At 61.4% G+C, this 16,134-nt stretch carries 17 protein-coding genes; 10 read left to right on the top strand and 7 right to left on the bottom strand.

What is annotated here, in order from left to right:
* The 4 genes from ACYP01_RS00720 to ACYP01_RS00705 all read right to left on the bottom strand — a co-directional run.
* On the bottom strand, positions 1-520 hold a 520-nt coding region (locus ACYP01_RS00720; RefSeq protein ID WP_459678170.1), incomplete at its 3' end, for a phosphatidylserine decarboxylase.
* 72 nt (positions 521-592) lie between these two features.
* Positions 593-1,612, bottom strand: coding sequence for a DNA polymerase III subunit beta family protein (locus ACYP01_RS00715; protein ID WP_042450437.1), 1,020 nt, complete (start codon positions 1,610-1,612; stop codon positions 593-595).
* A complete protein-coding gene (locus tag ACYP01_RS00710; protein WP_007733713.1) occupies positions 1,602-2,054 on the bottom strand; it encodes a hypothetical protein in 453 nt (150 codons plus the stop codon). Before ACYP01_RS00710 ends, ACYP01_RS00715 begins: the two co-directional genes overlap by 11 nt.
* A 34-nt stretch (positions 2,055-2,088) precedes the next feature.
* On the bottom strand, positions 2,089-2,559 hold the full coding sequence (locus ACYP01_RS00705) for an SRPBCC family protein (protein WP_003941500.1): 471 nt from the start codon (positions 2,557-2,559) through the stop codon (positions 2,089-2,091).
* Between the two features lie 190 nt (positions 2,560-2,749).
* On the opposite strand from ACYP01_RS00705, the gene ACYP01_RS00700 reads away from it, so the two are divergent.
* Complete coding sequence (locus ACYP01_RS00700; protein WP_021333985.1) at positions 2,750-4,141, top strand: amino acid permease; 1,392 nt, start codon at positions 2,750-2,752, stop codon at positions 4,139-4,141.
* On the opposite strand, the gene ACYP01_RS00695 is transcribed toward ACYP01_RS00700, so the two are convergent.
* Together ACYP01_RS00695 and ACYP01_RS00690 are read right to left on the bottom strand one after the other, a co-directional pair.
* Positions 4,113-5,366: an NAD(P)/FAD-dependent oxidoreductase gene (locus ACYP01_RS00695; protein ID WP_042926583.1), complete on the bottom strand. Its 1,254-nt coding sequence runs from the start codon at positions 5,364-5,366 to the stop codon at positions 4,113-4,115. The two genes, ACYP01_RS00700 and ACYP01_RS00695, sit on opposite strands and share 29 nt — an antisense overlap.
* Before the next feature lie 156 nt (positions 5,367-5,522).
* A complete protein-coding gene (locus ACYP01_RS00690) occupies positions 5,523-6,668 on the bottom strand; it encodes a PucR family transcriptional regulator (RefSeq protein WP_003941492.1) in 1,146 nt (381 codons plus the stop codon).
* A gap of 82 nt (positions 6,669-6,750) precedes the next feature.
* Here ACYP01_RS00690 and ACYP01_RS00685 point away from each other — a divergent pair, with 82 nt between their 5' ends.
* From ACYP01_RS00685 to groL, 3 genes are all read left to right on the top strand, one after another.
* A complete protein-coding gene (locus ACYP01_RS00685; protein WP_020906711.1) occupies positions 6,751-7,536 on the top strand; it encodes an HAD-IIA family hydrolase in 786 nt (261 codons plus the stop codon).
* An 81-nt stretch (positions 7,537-7,617) separates the two neighbouring features.
* A complete protein-coding gene (locus tag ACYP01_RS00680; RefSeq protein ID WP_019744475.1) occupies positions 7,618-8,175 on the top strand; it encodes a DUF6764 family protein in 558 nt (185 codons plus the stop codon).
* A gap of 273 nt (positions 8,176-8,448) precedes the next feature.
* A complete protein-coding gene (gene groL / locus ACYP01_RS00675; protein ID WP_003941476.1) occupies positions 8,449-10,074 on the top strand; it encodes a chaperonin GroEL in 1,626 nt (541 codons plus the stop codon).
* A gap of 153 nt (positions 10,075-10,227) precedes the next feature.
* Here groL and ACYP01_RS00670 read toward each other — a convergent pair whose 3' ends face one another.
* Positions 10,228-11,064 (bottom strand): DUF559 domain-containing protein, encoded by an 837-nt coding sequence (locus ACYP01_RS00670; protein ID WP_459678163.1) that lies wholly within the window; start codon positions 11,062-11,064, stop codon positions 10,228-10,230.
* Positions 11,065-11,629: 565 nt separating this feature from the next.
* On the opposite strand from ACYP01_RS00670, the gene ACYP01_RS00665 reads away from it, so the two are divergent.
* The 6 genes from ACYP01_RS00665 (at position 11,630) to ACYP01_RS00640 (ending at position 16,124) form a co-directional block, all read left to right on the top strand.
* Positions 11,630-11,773, top strand: coding sequence for a hypothetical protein (locus ACYP01_RS00665; protein WP_153212751.1), 144 nt, complete (start codon positions 11,630-11,632; stop codon positions 11,771-11,773).
* A 49-nt stretch (positions 11,774-11,822) separates the two neighbouring features.
* Positions 11,823-11,954: a hypothetical protein gene (locus ACYP01_RS00660; RefSeq protein WP_459678160.1), complete on the top strand. Its 132-nt coding sequence runs from the start codon at positions 11,823-11,825 to the stop codon at positions 11,952-11,954.
* A gap of 55 nt (positions 11,955-12,009) precedes the next feature.
* Positions 12,010-12,204 (top strand): hypothetical protein, encoded by a 195-nt coding sequence (locus ACYP01_RS00655; RefSeq protein WP_031331808.1) that lies wholly within the window; start codon positions 12,010-12,012, stop codon positions 12,202-12,204.
* Positions 12,205-12,671: 467 nt separating this feature from the next.
* Positions 12,672-14,132 (top strand): wax ester/triacylglycerol synthase domain-containing protein, encoded by a 1,461-nt coding sequence (locus ACYP01_RS00650; protein ID WP_459678157.1) that lies wholly within the window; start codon positions 12,672-12,674, stop codon positions 14,130-14,132.
* A gap of 136 nt (positions 14,133-14,268) precedes the next feature.
* Positions 14,269-15,726, top strand: a complete 1,458-nt coding sequence (locus tag ACYP01_RS00645) for a wax ester/triacylglycerol synthase domain-containing protein (RefSeq protein ID WP_459678154.1) — start codon at positions 14,269-14,271, stop codon at positions 15,724-15,726.
* 212 nt (positions 15,727-15,938) lie between these two features.
* Positions 15,939-16,124, top strand: a complete 186-nt coding sequence (locus ACYP01_RS00640; protein WP_223304379.1) for a hypothetical protein — start codon at positions 15,939-15,941, stop codon at positions 16,122-16,124.
* Positions 16,125-16,134: the final 10 nt, after the last annotated feature.

Raw genomic sequence — 16,134 nt, 5'->3', positions numbered from 1 at the left:
GGACAACCGCAACGTCGTGACCATCGGCGGTTTCGATCAGCATGCTGTTGCGCTCGTTGACCTCGCTGGCGTCGGCGAGATCTGCGGAGAGGAACTTGCCTGCCTGGTGAACGACCTCTTTGACCGTTCCACCGACAGGGCTGCGCTGGACATGCACGTCGAGAACCGACAGGAAGATGCTGACGCGCGGGCGCGGCTCGCTTCCGAGATTGAGCTCGGCGGGCGGAACGGCGTTGTCGACCAACGCCACCTCGCCGTCGGCGGGTGCGACGACGACGCCGATGCGGTTGGGCGGCACCCGGTGCGGGTGACGGAAGAACGTGGCGCATGCGGCGGCGGTGGTCAGACCGGCTCGGCGCACCCACTTACGGTTGCGGCCCAGAGCTGCAACTCCCAGCGGGGCCAGCACGAACGGCAGGCCGGCGGGATGAAGTGGCGGAATCGCATGGCGAACCAGATCGACGATATGTCCGATCCCGGTGGGTTGCGGGGTTCCGGGGGGTGTGGGTCGGCGTGCCACAGGCTCCTCTAACTACTCGGTAGGTCTTCTGCTGGTCGCACTGACAGTACGGGGTGGTAGAGCATCCATAGATTACGTGAACGCCTTCTCTCCTACAGGCTGTAGTGGCATCAAGTACGAGTAGTACCCGACACAGTCGCCGGTGCGTATCGCCAGCGGGAGCGTCGCACCGCTTACTCGGATCACCAGTTGCCGCCCCGGTTGGGCTGCGGCGGCGTCGCGCAGTCGCTGCCGGTCGACCAGTACTCGGAACTTCTCACGGGGATCCGTTCCGCCCGGATCCACCCGGGCACCACCGTCTTCGCCGACGCTGACGACGGCACTGTCCTCGGTGCCGTTGAGCAGGGCGGCAAGGTGGTCGCCGCTCAGTTCGACGGCGTTGTGGTGCTCGCGCAGGATTCGGTGATCGGGGAACTCTCCGTCCTCGATCAGGGGGCTGGACACCTCACCTCCCGGATACGACGCAGTCACCGTGCGCGCGGAGAAAGTCAGCGTCACGACGCCGGCGACGTCGCGCAACAATCGCGCGAAGGTGACGGGAACGACAGCGGACACCGTCAGAGCGGAGTGAACTGTCACCTCGGCGACCGCGAGCCGGAACTGATCAGTGGTGACAAACGCAGCGACGCCGTCGTGAATGTCGAGGTGGACGCCGCGAAGTATCGGGAACTCCGATTCCTCGTTCACGGCGAACAGCACGGCGTCGAGTGCGCGTCGTAGATCCCACGAGTCGATGTCCACGCCGCCGGAGATAGGTAGCGCGTCGATCAGGCGGTGGATTCGTCCCAGTTCGGCCCGGGCGTCGGCGAGACCGTCCTCGAGGTTGCGCAGATGGGCGTCGAGGCACGAATGGGGTTCCGGTCCGGTCAGGACGGCCATCATGTCGCGGATCGGAACACCGACGCGCCGCATACCGGCGATCACGCGTGCGTCGCGGAGTTGGTCGTCGGTGTACCAGCGGTAACCGGTGTGCGGATCGACGGAATGCGGGACGAGCACGCCTTCCTTGTCGTAGAACCGCAGCGCGCTGATCGGGAGCGCCGACGCCCTGGACATCTCGCCGATCGTCAAGAGGGCGGAACTAGTGGTCACGGATCAATTCTGCCCGCAGTCGCTCGATAGCGCCCCTGATCATCCGGCCGTAACCGTCGTCGGCGAGTGTGCCGACCGACGCCTCGGCCTTCGTCAGATGCTCGACGGCCTCGGCGTCGCGTCCGAGTTTGCGGTAGTCGGCAGCCAGGTTGAGGTGCAGCGATGGATAGAAACCGGCGACCTGCAGCGATGCGTGGTGTTCCTGGGCTCGCGCGTCGGTCAACGAATCTGCAGCGTCGAGGGCGCGCAGGTCCCAGCAGAGCTCTTGAGCCGGATCGTCTTGAACGTCGGCCATGTAGTGCGCGAGGGAGACGATGTGGAGCGCATCGGGGGCGGCGCTGATCTCTTCCCACACCTTCTCGAACGCAGAGCGAGCCCCGGCTCGATCGCCGGAGCTCGCCAATTCTTGTGCCTGCGCTATCTGTGTCATCACGGGATCCATGGAACGGATCCTGATGCCTCGACCAGGTCGAGGGTCAAGCAGAGGTGCGTGCAGCCGCCTCGGCCTCGCTCTTCACACGCTTCAAGGTGGCATTCATGCCTTCAACGAGCTCGACCTCGAAGTCGGCGTTTCCGCCCAGGACGGTCTTGACGAGGAACTGCGAGACCTTCGACGTTCCGGTGGGAGCCTCGCGACGCTCGGTCACTTTGGTGCCGGTAGCGGTCGGCTCGAGTTCGTAGGACCAGATCGTGCGGTTCTCCGCGATGCGGAACGCCACCGACTTGTTGGGCTCGAAGCGAACGACCTTCGACGACGTCGGCCAGACCAGCAGGCCCTTGCGGTTGACGTTGATCGTCTTGGCGCCCTCACGCACGGTCCCGCCGATTACCTTCATCACCTTGCACTGGGGGCTCCATTCGCCCATGCGCTGCAGGTCGGCGACGATTGCCCACACGTCCTGCGGTGATGCGTCGATGTCGATGCTTGCTTCGAGGGTGTTGGACACAGTCTCTCCAGTCGAGTTGATGCTACGTAAAGTTACAAACACTTTTGTCGATCGTAAGCGATCCGTCAATGGACCATGTGTGTCAGGTCACTGTACGGCCGTCCAACAGGGTCGTGCGGGAACACGCGCGGTGGTAGCGGACAATGGTTTCGCGCACGTATGACGATCCATCCGACTGGAGTACCGAGAAGTGAACAGCGACGCCGCGACGCAGGATGGCCTCAAGCGAGGGCTGACAGCGCGCCATATCCGCTTCATCGCCCTCGGATCAGCCATCGGAACCGGACTGTTCTACGGCAGCGCCGAGGCCATCAAACGAGCCGGCCCGTCGGTGCTCCTGGCCTACCTGATCGGCGGTATCGCGGTCTACCTGGTGTTGCGAGCGCTCGGCGAGATGGCGGTCCGTAACCCGGTTTCCGGTTCGTTCAGCGAGTACGCGAACAAGCACCTCGGACCACTCGCCGGTTTCATGACCGGGTGGACGTACACGTTCGAGATGGTGATCGTGTGCCTCGCCGACGTCACCGCCTTCGGCCTGTACATGCAGTTCTGGTTCCCGGACGTACCGAGATGGATCTGGGTTCTGGCTGTCGTCTTCTTCATCGGCGCGATAAACCTGTTGAGCGTCAAGGTGTTCGGCGAACTGGAATTCTGGTTCACGCTCGTGAAGATCACCGCCATCATCGCGATGATCGCCGGCGGCATCGCGATCATCGTGTTCGGATTCGGCGTTCACGACACCGATGCCGGAATCAGCCACCTCTGGTCGGACGGCGGGTTCTTCGCGACGGGCTTCGGCGGATTCGTCGCGTGTTTCGCGATCGTCATGTTCGCGTTCGGTGGCACCGAGATCATCGGTATCACCGCGGGCGAAGCCGAGGATCCGGCGCAGACCATCAGGAAAGCCGTCAACACGGTCCCGGTGCGCATCATTCTCTTCTACATCTGCACCCTCGCCGTCATCATGGCGATCATTCCGTGGCAGACCATCAACTCCGACAACAGCCCGTTCGTCCAGATCTTCGAGAACCTCGGATTGGGAACGGCCGCATCGATCCTCAACATCGTCGTCATCACCGCGGCCCTGTCAGCCATCAACAGCGACGTTTTCGGTGCGGGTCGCATGATGTTCGGAATGTCGCATGCCGGCCAGGCCCCGCAGGTGATGAAGAGAGTCTCCGCCAACGGTGTTCCGTGGATGACCGTTGTCATCATGACCGTTGCCCTGTTGGTGGGAGTAGTGCTCAACTACCTGATCCCGGACCAGGTGTTCCTCGTCATCGCCTCGCTGGCGACCTTCGCCACCATTTTCGTCTGGATCATGATCCTGCTCTCGCAGTTCCGTTCCCGCGCTCAGATGAGTGCAGACGAAACAGCGGCACTGAAGTTTCCAGTGCCGCTGTGGCCGTACGGTCAGATCTTCGCGATCGTGTTCCTGGCTTTTGTCATCGTGTTGCTCGGCGTCATCGCCGATACCCGAGTTGCGCTGCTCGTCGGCGCCGGATGGCTGGTTCTGCTGACGGGCGCGTACTACAAGTGGGTGAAACCGGCTGTCAGCGCAGCGGATCGAAGTGACTCATGACGGTCGGCGTCTGAGCACCGGTCATCGAGTCGGCCACCATCTTTCCCGTCAACGGACCCAGAGCGATTCCCCACATCCCGTGGCCACCGGCGACGTGCACGCGCGGCGAGCGCGTGGCTCCGATCAACGGCAAGCCGTCGGTAGTGCACGGTCGTGATCCCACCCATTCCTCTTCCCGCGCAGTCCAGTCGATGCCGCTGAGCATCGGCTTGGCCGCATCGATGATCGCCTGCACGCGGCGCGGATCCAGCGGCGCGTCAGGGCTGCGGAATTCCATCATTCCGGCCACTCGGAAGCGATCGTGCAACGGAGTGCATGCGACGCGCTGGGTGGGGAAATACACAGGGTTCTTGGGGAGGTGCTCGGGCTTGACGCTGAAGCTGTATCCGCGTCCGGCCTGCACCAGTTTGCGCACACCGAACGGTGCTGCGAGCTTGTTCAAGCGGGCACCGCTCGAGATGACTACGGAGTCACCGTCGCGTGAATCACCGTGTGCACTGCGAACAGTGACTCCGCCGACCCGATCGTCGATCTGCGTGACGTCGAAACCGCTGACGATTTCTCCACCGCGTTCACGAACCGCGTCCGCCAACGAGTTCACGAACAACGGGGGATCGATGAAACGCTGATTGCGCAGGCGCAAACCGGCTTTCACACCCTGGCCGAGTGAAGGCTCGAGCGAATGAATCGCGTCGTAGTCGAGGAGGTCGAAGTCGACCTCGCCGCCCGCGGCCTCGACGTGATGGAACTCGTCCACCAAAGTCTGTCGGTCCTTCTCGGATGCAAACGCGGCGAGGAAAGGATCGGCCAGGCGGGTCAGCTCTTTGACGCCACCGTCGGCGAGTTCGTCATACGCGCCCAAGGCTGTTCGGTTGACCTCGGTGTAGACCGACATCGCTTCCTGCCACTTCGACGGCGTGCAGTGGCGCGCGAACCCGACCAGGAACCGAATCAGCTTCAGATCGGTGGTCAGTGGCACGTACACCGGGGACGACGGGCTGAGCATCGCGCGCAAGCCGTATTGGAGCACTGCGGGTTCGGGCAGCGGAAGCGTCAATGCGGGGGCAAGCCAACCGGCGTTGCCCCAGCTCGCGTCGGCTGCGACGCCGTCGCGATCGACGACGGTGACCTCGACTCCACGTTCCTGCAAGAACCAGGCCGTCGACAATCCGACAACGCCCGCACCGACCACGACCACACGATCGGGGCTCTGACGAGTTCCCATGACGCACTCCTTCTACAGACTCTGCTCGAACCGAGACGCCGGTCACATCCGGCTCTTCTCTCAAGCATGAATCGCGGGGGCGGCAAAAGGACTGGCCGTTCGGCCATCGTCGGAGCTACCTCGTTGTGGATTCGCACAACGCACCGCCGTGCCTGCTCAGCGAGCGAGTTTGAACTGCAGCATCAGAATCAAGCGGGTGTCGGCGTCGGTCAGGTCGACGCCGCACATCTCCTTGCCTCGACGCAGGCGGTTGCGGAGCGTGTTGGGGTGAACATGCAGTGCGGCAGAAGAATTCGCCACGTCACCGCCGTGCTCGAGAAAGGCCTTTGCCGTCGCGACCAGATCGCTGCCGTGCTGAGAGTCGTGACGTTCGAGGCTTCCGAGTGGTGTGGAGTCGCCGAGTCCGTCGATGATGTCGGCGACGTGCAGGGCGAGAACGGAGGCCAACGTGTCCCTCATTCCCGCGACGGTTCCGCCGGACCGGCCATGACGAAGCGCTCCGAGAACATGGTCGGTGTCCGAGCGCGAAAGATGTGATTCGCTTGCAGACTTCACTGTCCGACCGACGGCCACTGCCAGGAATTCGCGGCCACGGGCGCGGGTGAGGAAGTCGGCGGACAATCGGCGAGCGTTGGTCTCGTCGGTCGCGATGACGAGGTAGATGGTCTCGGACAGTTGAGCGGCAACGGCGTCGACGGCCAGAGTGTCGAGGTACAAGCTCAAGGACGCGACCAACCCCGCCGGCAGTGGTCCCGCAACGGTTCCGACGGCGACGACGGTGAGCGGGCCTGCCAACCGCAAGTCGTCTGCGGCGCGGAATGCGGGTTCGCCACCGCCGATCAGAGCTTGGACGCGCTGGGATTGGCGACGGCGTGTGCTGTCGACCCGGTCACGCTCCGAGGCGATTCTCTCGGCCACGACAGATACCGCGGATCGAAGTATCGATTCCTGTGTGGGCGTCGGTGTTCCGGCGAGTGCGACCCAGATCGAGCCGACGGGGTGATCGTTCTCGCGAACTGCGATGACCAGGCGCGGCGTGATCGCAGGGTCTTCGAGATCAACGTAGATTGGGTCACTCTCTCGGTGGAGACGATCGAATACTCCTGCATCGGAGAGTAATTGGCGGAATCGGCTGGGTACCTGCCGGCCGAGGATCGTGCCGATGCGAGCTTCGTCCACGGCCTGCTCGCCGCCGGAGTACGCGAGGACAGTCGAGTTCTCGTCCTCGATCGTGACGGGAGCGCCGAGCAATTCGGCCAGAGAACCGGCAACGGAGAATAGGTCGTCGTCGCGCAGGTCCATGGGTGGGAGCCTACTGAGCGATCGACGGATTTCGGGTTCCGACGCCTCGGCAGGACCTCGATGGCGAATATAGGCTGGTGCAATGGCCGACATCGAAGGTGTTCTGTTCGATATCGACGGAGTCCTGCTCACGTCCTGGCAGCCGATCGAGGGAGCAGGGGAAGCCGTACGCGAAGTTCGGCGGCGGGGATTGGCCTGTGGGTTTCTGACCAACACCACTTCGCGCAGTTCGTCGCTCATCGCGCAGGGGTTGTGCGACGCCGGTATCGAGGTCGAGGCGAGCCAGATAGTTACTGCCGCCAGGCTCACAGGGGAGTACGTGCGGGCGACGTATCCGGACGCGCGGGCGTGGGTCCTCAATCACGGTGACGTGTCTGCCGATCTCGAGGGAATCGAATTCGACGACGCCGATCCTGAGGTCGTGATTCTCGGCGGTGCCGGCCCGGAGTTCACTCACGAGGCGCTGAGCCGAGTGCTCGAACTTCTGCTCGCCGGTGTGCCCGTCGTCGCGATGCACCGCGGGATGATGTGGGAGACCGTAGACGGCCTTCGGATCGACACCGGAACGTACTTGCCGGGCTTCGAGGAAGTGGCAGGTGTAAATATCGCCGCAGTGGGTAAACCGTCTCTCACGGGGTTCCTGACAGCCACGGAGCTGATGCATGTCGAACCTGAGGCGACGGTGATGGTCGGCGACGACCTGATCGGGGACGTCCTCTCCTCACAACGAGTCGGCTTGACCGGAGTTCTGGTGCGCACAGGCAAGTTTCGGCAAACAGTGCTCGATCTGTCGGTTCAGAAGCCTGATCATGTCATCGATTCGGTCGCGGATCTTCCGGCCCTTCTCGGGGTCGTCCTCGAGGCTTGACCAGGCGGGGGTGACGGACTTCACTCGAGCGGGTACTCTCGCGCCCGAATCCAATGAACTTGTTCCACGAAGGAGTTTTCTATGCCCTTGATCTCGTCAGTCTGGTTCCGTCGCTCATCCTCTCGAGTCAGCGGAATTTCCAGTAGTCGGTTGGGGGGCCGCCTGGCGAGAACAGGGGCTGTGATGACTGTAGGTATGGGGCTCGCCGCCGGGCTGGCGCTGACCGGTGCGGGAGCTGCTTCGGCAGCCCCCGTCACGTGTGTCTCGCCGCCGTCGGCCAATGACATCCAGGTCTCCGAGACCGCGAGCTGCGGCGCGCAGTCCGTCGGAGCCGGCCGTTCGCAGGCCGGTGCTGCCGAGAGCGGTACGGCAGTGAGCGTTGCCGCCGACAACGGCTACTCAAATTCATATGCAAACGGCTTCGGAACCGCGCTGGGGGCTTCTCGCGGTAACGGTCAGGCGCAGGCATTCGCGCTCGGCGGCGGTATCGCGCGGGCCGGGGCGGCTGACGGAAATGTCACCTTCGCCATCGCCGGTTACGGGGCGGGCGCTACGGCCGATGCCAACGGCGTCGACTGCGTCGGAGTGCTCTCATTTGCGGTCAATTTGAGTAACGGACAGTTCTGCATCGCGGGCTGAGGCTCAACCTTGCACTCGGCACGCTCGAGTGCTAAAAATGCAGTTGGCACTCACGAACCGTGAGTGCCAGGTCGAGGCAGTGAGACCGGGAACCATAGACACCCCCGGTCGTCCGTCGCGGGCACTGACTAGACCACAGGCGTAGATGGGTGACCAGGCAAATCGGTCGCCCGTGTAATGAGGTGACTGGTCAAACGGTCGCCTTGTGCCGATGAGGTGACCCGACGAGCGGTCACCTTGTGTGTCACCCCCTATCCGGAGGATCACTTCGCAATGGCAAAGATCATCGCGTTCGACGAAGAGGCACGTCGTGGCCTCGAGCGAGGCCTCAACGCCCTCGCCGACGCTGTCAAGGTGACGTTGGGCCCCAAGGGTCGCAACGTCGTTCTCGAAAAGAAGTGGGGCGCCCCCACGATCACCAACGATGGTGTTTCCATCGCCAAGGAGATCGAACTCGACGACCCGTACGAGAAGATCGGCGCCGAGCTCGTCAAGGAGGTCGCCAAGAAGACTGACGACGTCGCTGGCGACGGCACCACCACCGCTACCGTTCTCGCACAGGCTCTGGTCCGTGAAGGCCTGCGCAACGTCGCAGCCGGCGCGAACCCGCTCGGCCTCAAGCGCGGCATCGAGAAGGCTGTCGAGGCTGTCACAGCTCGCCTGCTCGAGACCGCCAAGGAGATCGACACCAAGGAGCAGATCGCTGCTACCGCCGGTATTTCCGCCGGCGACCCGTCCATCGGTGAGCTCATCGCCGAGGCTATGGACAAGGTCGGCAAGGAAGGCGTCATCACGGTCGAGGAGTCCAACACCTTCGGGCTGCAGCTCGAGCTCACCGAGGGCATGCGCTTCGACAAGGGCTACATCTCGGCGTACTTCGCCACCGATGCAGAGCGTCAGGAAGCCGTCCTCGAAGACGCGTACATCCTGCTCGTCAGCTCCAAGATCTCCACGGTCAAGGACCTGCTGCCCCTGCTGGAGAAGGTCATCCAGTCCGGCAAGCCGCTCCTGATCATCGCCGAGGACGTCGAGGGCGAAGCTCTCTCCACCCTCGTGGTCAACAAGATCCGTGGCACCTTCAAGTCTGTTGCCGTCAAGGCTCCCGGCTTCGGTGACCGTCGTAAGGCTCAGCTCGCCGACATCGCCATCCTCACCGGTGGCGAGGTCATCAGCGAAGAGGTCGGACTCTCCTTGGAGACCGCAGGCCTCGAGCTCCTCGGCCAGGCACGCAAGGTCGTCATCACCAAGGACGAGACCACCATCGTCGAGGGTGCCGGCGACGCCGACGCAATCGCCGGTCGTGTCAGCCAGATCCGCGCCGAGATCGAGAACAGCGACTCGGATTACGACCGTGAGAAGCTGCAGGAACGTCTGGCCAAGCTGGCCGGCGGCGTTGCAGTCATCAAGGCCGGCGCTGCTACCGAGGTCGAGCTCAAGGAGCGCAAGCACCGCATCGAAGATGCAGTGCGTAACGCAAAGGCAGCCGTCGAAGAGGGCATCGTCGCCGGCGGTGGCGTTGCACTTCTCCAGGCAGCTCCCGCACTGGACGACCTCAAGCTCGAAGGTGACGAGGCAACCGGCGCGAACATCGTTCGCGTTGCACTGTCCGCTCCGCTCAAGCAGATCGCATTCAACGCAGGCCTCGAGCCCGGCGTTGTTGCGGACAAGGTCTCCAACCTGCCCGCAGGTCACGGCCTCAACGCTGCGACCAACGAGTACGGCGACCTGCTCGCTGCAGGCATCAACGACCCGGTCAAGGTCACCCGCTCGGCACTGCAGAACGCAGCGTCCATCGCGGCTCTGTTCCTGACGACCGAAGCCGTTGTCGCTGACAAGCCCGAGAAGGCCGGAGCGCCTGCAGGCGATCCGACCGGCGGCATGGGCGGCATGGACTTCTGAGTCCATCTCCACCTAGCTCCTAGAGCCCGGCCCACCATTCGGTGGGCCGGGCTTTTGCTTGTCTGGAGATAATGCGGGCATTTTTGTCCACTACTGCGACGCGATCGCGGTTTCCCGTTGCACGCTCGATGCTGTGTGCGTTTACGCCCGCGCTTACGCCCGGTTGTGTCGGCGTCTTCGGACCACTGTGATGATTTCGTCCGCCACAGCGTCTAGATGGGCCATCGCGGTGGCGGCGGAGTAACGCAACACCATCCATCCGTCGAGAACGAGTGCGTTCTGACGCCGTCGATCGTTGTTGAAAGTTGCGGGGTCGGTATGGAATTCGCGCCCGTCGATCTCCACGATCACCCGGGCTCGCGTGTCGACCAGATCGCCGAAGTAGGGTCCGACCCGAGCGTTGATCTCCAGGTGGACGTTGCGCGCAGTCAGCGCACGGGCGACTGCTCGCTCCGGTTCCGAACGAGTGAGCGGGCAACAGGTGCGGAGTTGTTCGCGTACGGCGGGGATCCCGTGCCTGCCGCGGCTCGCATCACACAGTTCGGCTATCGACTTCCACGGCACTCGGGTCGATACCGCCGCGTCGAAGAAGGCCTCGAGTTCCGGCCGTGGCAACGTGGTCGCGACGTCGATGAAGCACTGCTCGATCGGCACGATCGGTAAACCCATCCATTCATCCGACGAGACTCCTGTTCGTCGGTGAAGCCGTACCCACTGCGGACTGCCTGCTCGGACGCTGGGAGCTACGGTGGCTTCGACGAAGCGTGGTTCTTCCGGCAGGAGATCCCACAGCCAGGCCGCGCTGGTATGGCTGAGGACGGCCTCGGGCTTCCACAGTGTGACCGCGACGCAACGCTCGAAGTATCCAGGTTCTTCGGTGGAGTACACCGACGGCAGGATTCGATGGAGACGCCCTGACCGCGTGGATCGGGAGATCGAACTGCTCGAAGTGCCCTGCTCGAGCAACTGGTTTCTTGTGACAACTTCCACGTATGCACTGTGGCGGCAAGGGCCTGACGGCGCGGATTCAGAAGCCACTTTGTGGATGGCCGCGTGTGTGTGGACAACCTCATGGCGTAACAGGTGTATCGAGAAGGTGGGGAACGAGAAGCTTCATCTATCCGAATGTTGAAGGATGTTTGATATTTTCCGTCCCGATTGTTCGCCTCCGCTAACCTGTGAAGTGCGGATACGTCTAGTTCTTTTGGTGGATAATTCTGTCCTGAATACCCTCAAGTACTAAGCCTTTCGGACGACGTGAATTCCGGTTGCTATTCCATTTTGCTTGATTTTCAGGAGTCTTGGACGCTAGACCTGCGAATATGGAACAGGTTTCAGATCCATCTGAAATTCTTGGGCAAAAGGCACCCAAACCGGATCCTATTGCACTACCTTGATGTCAGTCACAGCCGCGGAAAGTGGGCACCAACCCCGGAGGATCTCGGTTACATCGTTCGACAGAGATTCTTTAATTGCTACTTGGACCGGCTCTTTGTGGGCTGCATCAAGCATTCCAATGTAAATGTTCCGTGAGTATTCGCGGCCAATCGAAAGCGTGGGATTCAATATGATCGTCATGTTCCTGCAGACAACGGCGGCATTGTTCACCGACCTGCTGGGTAACGTCTGGTCCGGTTCGCTCATGCCGGGAATCGACGGAGTTACCGGATCGTTGGTTTCGGCAATCGACCTCAGTTGACGGCACCTGCAAGTTCTTCTTCCAATGTTTTTGATGACAGGAGCGAATGATGGATCTGGGATCGATTGCGGACGTTCTCGAGGGCGAGGCCGGGGGGTTGATCAAAAACATTCTCGGGATGGCTTTGTTTACCCCGTTTATCGCCTCGGTTGGCTTCGGCTGGTTCCCGAACGTCGACTGAGAAGTGAATTGCTTTAGCCAGTGAACGAAATCAATCTCAAGGAGTGTGAAATACGGTGGACACAGCTAGTTTGATAGGTGCGCTCGCAAGCGTTGACGTCGGATCCCTCGTGGATCCACTGTTCTACTTGGTCAAGGTCGTTGACGGAATCTTCGTGTCGATCACCGGAAGCCTCAACATGGGCGGTGCGCTCGGTGAGGCTGCGGCGGGCAGCGTCCAATCGGTCCTCGGCTCCGTAGCCGGCCTGTAAAAGGAGAAGGAGAAAAGATGTTCGATCTCTTCCTGGACTACCTGTCCAAGATCGTCGATTTCGGATCGGTCGATCTCGTGGGCACGTTTGTGAAGTATTTGAACGCGCTGTCGTCTTCCCCCACGCCATAGAAAGAACGGAATCGGTCATGCTGCAAACTTATTTAACCGGAATGATCACGTGGGTATCGAACATGCTTGGTCTCACTTCCACTGGAAGCAAGATCATCAAGGATCCTCCACAAAAGCCGTGATCACTCCAGCGACTGCATCATATTGTTCGGTTGTCGAGGACAGCATCGTAGCGGAGCAGTCAGGCGAACCTGCACAACCTGCACTTGCTTGAAACTTTGGTCCCCGTAGCCCTCTGGCTTCGGGGACCATCGGTTTTGCAATCACTGGACTTATAGTCACAAGCTTTGCACTCAGGCGAATGTGCGGGCAACCAGCCGCGATACAAGGAGTTCAATGGGCGCGTCCAACACGTCAGGCGCAAGGATGGCGCAGCTGAACCCACGCGATGCCGAATTCATCTATCACGAGGGCGCTGGTCACCTGAACCATCTGATCGCTGTGTACTTCTTCGAGACATCGTTGCACCCAAGCGCGGAATTCACGGCAGAACAGGCAGTGGACTGGGTTACCGCACGCCTCGGATGTGATCGCATGTTCACTCAACGAGTCCAACGGACTCCGTTGGGACTGGACCATCCCTACTGGGTGACAGACCCTGACTTCGACGTCCGAAAGCACGTGTACGTCAACAAGATCAACGACACAGGATGGGCAGCGCTGCAAAAGCCGTTGAGCGCGTTGTTGACCACGAAGATGGACCTGCGCCGTCCGCCGTGGGAACTGCACTTCTTCGTAGGTTTGGAGGGACTTGAAGAATTGCCGGGCCGACTGACGGCGGTGGCGCTCAAGTCTCACCACAGTGCAGCTGACGGTATCGCCATCAGGACGTTGGGCGAGGCTATCTTTTCGGGCAAGGTGCAGCAGGCTGGGTCCGAACCGTCTGTGCCGTTTGTGCGAGCGAGGATATTCACCAAGTCGCTACTGGGGTTTCCCGGCCGAATATATCGCTTCGCAAGGCAGGTACCAGGCAACCGACGCGCTCAGAGAGATGCTGACGCTGCGAAGAAGGCAGGAGAATGGGTGGAGAGCCTCAACGAGAGGCCTGCAATTCGATTCAACGGCAAGGTGAGTGGAGCTGCCTCACTCGAACCGATGACAATGTCCGGGGAGCAGGTCCGTGAGATCAAGGATTCGGTGCCCGGTGCCACTGTCAACGACGTTCTACTCGCCGTTGTCGGAGGCGCTCTGACGCGCTACCTCACGGAAAAGGATGAAAGGCCAAGCGATTCCTTGATCGCGATGGTTCCTCGCTCGGTGCGTAAGGTCGAAGCGTGGGAGTCGGCGAATCAGTTGGTGGCTCTGCTGGTGGATATGCACACCCAGGTCGAGTCCCCATTGGAGAGGTTGGCGCTCATTTCGAGTTCGGCACGGTCGGAGAAGGCGCGCACGTCCCATCCCGCGGTCAGGCGTGCCGGGGCCGCAGTCGAGACCACGCCCGCGCCTTTGATGAGATTGATGGCGTATGCGCGCAAGCAGAACGATCACAGCCTCGATCGACCGCGTTACCAGCACACGATGGTGAGTAACATTCCACTCTCGGTCGAAGGGTTGACGCTTGCCGGCGCCCCGGGCGCGGCTGTGCTTGCAGTGCAAGCGCCCATCGACGGGGATGGGCTACGGCATTTCATGGTCGCCGCAGCAGGTGGGGGACTGACCCTCAACGTCATCGCGGATACCGCGACCATGCCCGATCTCCACCATTACATCGAACTACTGCGAGCAAGTTTCGATGACTTGGCAGCGGCAGCCTCAATGCAGACTGAGGATTCACCTGACCAAGAGGTTGCCACCTGATCGATAGGAATCGCAGGCACCTTCTCCGATTGCTGGATCCGGTGATAGTCAACGATTCCGAGCAGAACCCAGAGGATCTGCATGTCAGCTCGCTACAATTCGGACATTCGTTCAGCGTCGGAATTGAGGGGCATGCATGATCTTTCGGAACTCGTTGCCAGCCGCGGTATCTCAGATGGGACCGCGAGACGCGGAGTTCGTCTACAACGAGTCCGGCGGACATCTGAGCCACATGGTCTGCGCCTACTTCTTCGACTCTACGGGCCATCCGCTCGCAGAGATGACGCACGACGACGCGGTTCGGTGGATCACCGAAAGATTCGGGTACTGGCCACTGTTCACGAGTCGACTCCAGCGAGTTCCGCTGGATCTGGACTATCCCTATTGGGTCCCGGCCGATTTCGACGTCGATGATCACGTGCACGTCCATCATGCCCCTGTTGCCGGGTGGGCCCCGGTTCGTGAATTGCTCGGGCGCTCGCTCGGGGAGCCGATGGACTTGTCCCGGCCGCCCTGGGAGTTGCACGTCATGACCGGAGTGCGCGGGATCGACGAGCTGCCGGGCAATCTGACGCTGATCATGCTCAAGACCCACCACGGGGCCGGTGACGGTCTGGCGATCCGCGATCTGACCAACCTTCTGTTCTCCGGTCCGCCGAAGCCGGAGACGAAGCGTGCCGGCTCGGGGCTTTCGTCGCTGGATTTGATCGGGCGCACGGTCGTCGGTTTGCCCGGCCAGGCGATCCGCTTCGGCCGGGGTCTGTCCGTGACAAAGGTTGCGGCCGAGACGGTTCGGGAGGCGGAAGAGGCCGGAGAGCTGCCTACGTACTCGGCCGACCGCCTACCGACCCGATTCAACGGCGTGCTGGGTGGAGACATCACGATCGATTTCCTGACGCTGGACGGCGCAGACATCAAAGCGATCCGAGCGGCCGTTCCGGACGTGACGGTCAACGACATCTTCCTGACCGTCGTCGCCGGTGCTCTCGACGTATACCTGTCAGAAAAGGGCGAGAAGTCGGCCAGTGGGTTGGCGGCGATGGTTCCCCGATCGATGCGGCAGATAGCCGAATGGGAATCGGCCAACCAACTGGCGCTGTTGACGGTCGATCTGCACACGGACGTCGAAGATCCGGTCGAGCGGCTGACACTGATCAGGGATTCGGCGCTGATGGCAAAGGGGCGGAGTTCGCACCCAGCCGTCCGTCGTTACGGCACACGCATCGAAACCTCGCCTGCGGCTCTGCTCAGACTCACCGGTCTCTCGCGTCGGCTCAACAAGCTGGACCCTTCGCACAAGGTCATTCAGAACACGACGATCAGCAATGTCCCGGTATCGGTCGACGGCAATGTTTTCGAAGGTGCGCCGGCGGTGGCAGTTCTCGGCGGGCAGGCGCCGGTCGACGGAGACATTCTGCGCCACTTCCTCATTGCCGCGCGTGGAGGTTCTCTGACGCTCAATGTCATCGTCTCGCGAGAGACGATGCCGGATATCGAGCACTATGTCGAATTGTTGCGGGTGGGGTTCACGACGCTTCTGCAGGCAGTTTCTGACCAAAATTCTGACCAAAATCGTGAGGTAGTCGAACGATAAAGAGTAACTTGCGTCGGAACTTGTGGTGAATCGACGATTTGTGTTCGGGAAATTTCTGTCGAATTCGTCCTAATTAAGGTAATTGTCCGTAGTGGTGTCGAGTCGTTATCTCGCGGATTAATGTGACTGTCGACACGTCGAGTGTCTACCGCCGGACTGGTTCGATAATCGTCACCGACGGTAAAAAGAATCACCTACGCGAGGAGCTGAACATGGGTTCGTTGATGGATATTCTCGGTGGTCCGAATGGGGACGGTGCACCGATGCAGGCTTTGCTGACAATGCTGCTGGGATTGGACAATGTCGGTGCAAACCTCTTCGGTTCACTGGCTGATACCGCCGGTGGAATCTTCGGATCTCTCGACACCCTCAGCTTTACGCCGCCTGTCGTTCCCTGAGTTTTCTGAT

This window comes from Rhodococcus sp. no. 34 (genome assembly GCF_054589475.1).
The sequence above is the reverse complement of the archived record's forward strand: the minus strand, read 5'-3'. Positions and strand labels throughout refer to the sequence as shown.

Coding starts and splice junctions, on each gene's coding strand:
- ACYP01_RS00685 (WP_020906711.1), top strand. CDS start 6,751: ATGGCCGACATCGAAGGTGTTCTGTTCGATATCGACGGAGTCCTGCTC.
- ACYP01_RS00710 (WP_007733713.1), bottom strand. CDS start 2,054: ATGGATCCCGTGATGACACAGATAGCGCAGGCACAAGAATTGGCGAGC.
- ACYP01_RS00650 (WP_459678157.1), top strand. CDS start 12,672: ATGGGCGCGTCCAACACGTCAGGCGCAAGGATGGCGCAGCTGAACCCA.
- groL (WP_003941476.1), top strand. CDS start 8,449: ATGGCAAAGATCATCGCGTTCGACGAAGAGGCACGTCGTGGCCTCGAG.
- ACYP01_RS00660 (WP_459678160.1), top strand. CDS start 11,823: ATGGATCTGGGATCGATTGCGGACGTTCTCGAGGGCGAGGCCGGGGGG.
- ACYP01_RS00645 (WP_459678154.1), top strand. CDS start 14,269: ATGATCTTTCGGAACTCGTTGCCAGCCGCGGTATCTCAGATGGGACCG.
- ACYP01_RS00680 (WP_019744475.1), top strand. CDS start 7,618: ATGCCCTTGATCTCGTCAGTCTGGTTCCGTCGCTCATCCTCTCGAGTC.
- ACYP01_RS00640 (WP_223304379.1), top strand. CDS start 15,939: ATGGGTTCGTTGATGGATATTCTCGGTGGTCCGAATGGGGACGGTGCA.
- ACYP01_RS00690 (WP_003941492.1), bottom strand. CDS start 6,668: ATGGACCTGCGCGACGACGACCTATTCTCCGTTGCCGGTTCTCTGGCC.
- ACYP01_RS00695 (WP_042926583.1), bottom strand. CDS start 5,366: ATGGGAACTCGTCAGAGCCCCGATCGTGTGGTCGTGGTCGGTGCGGGC.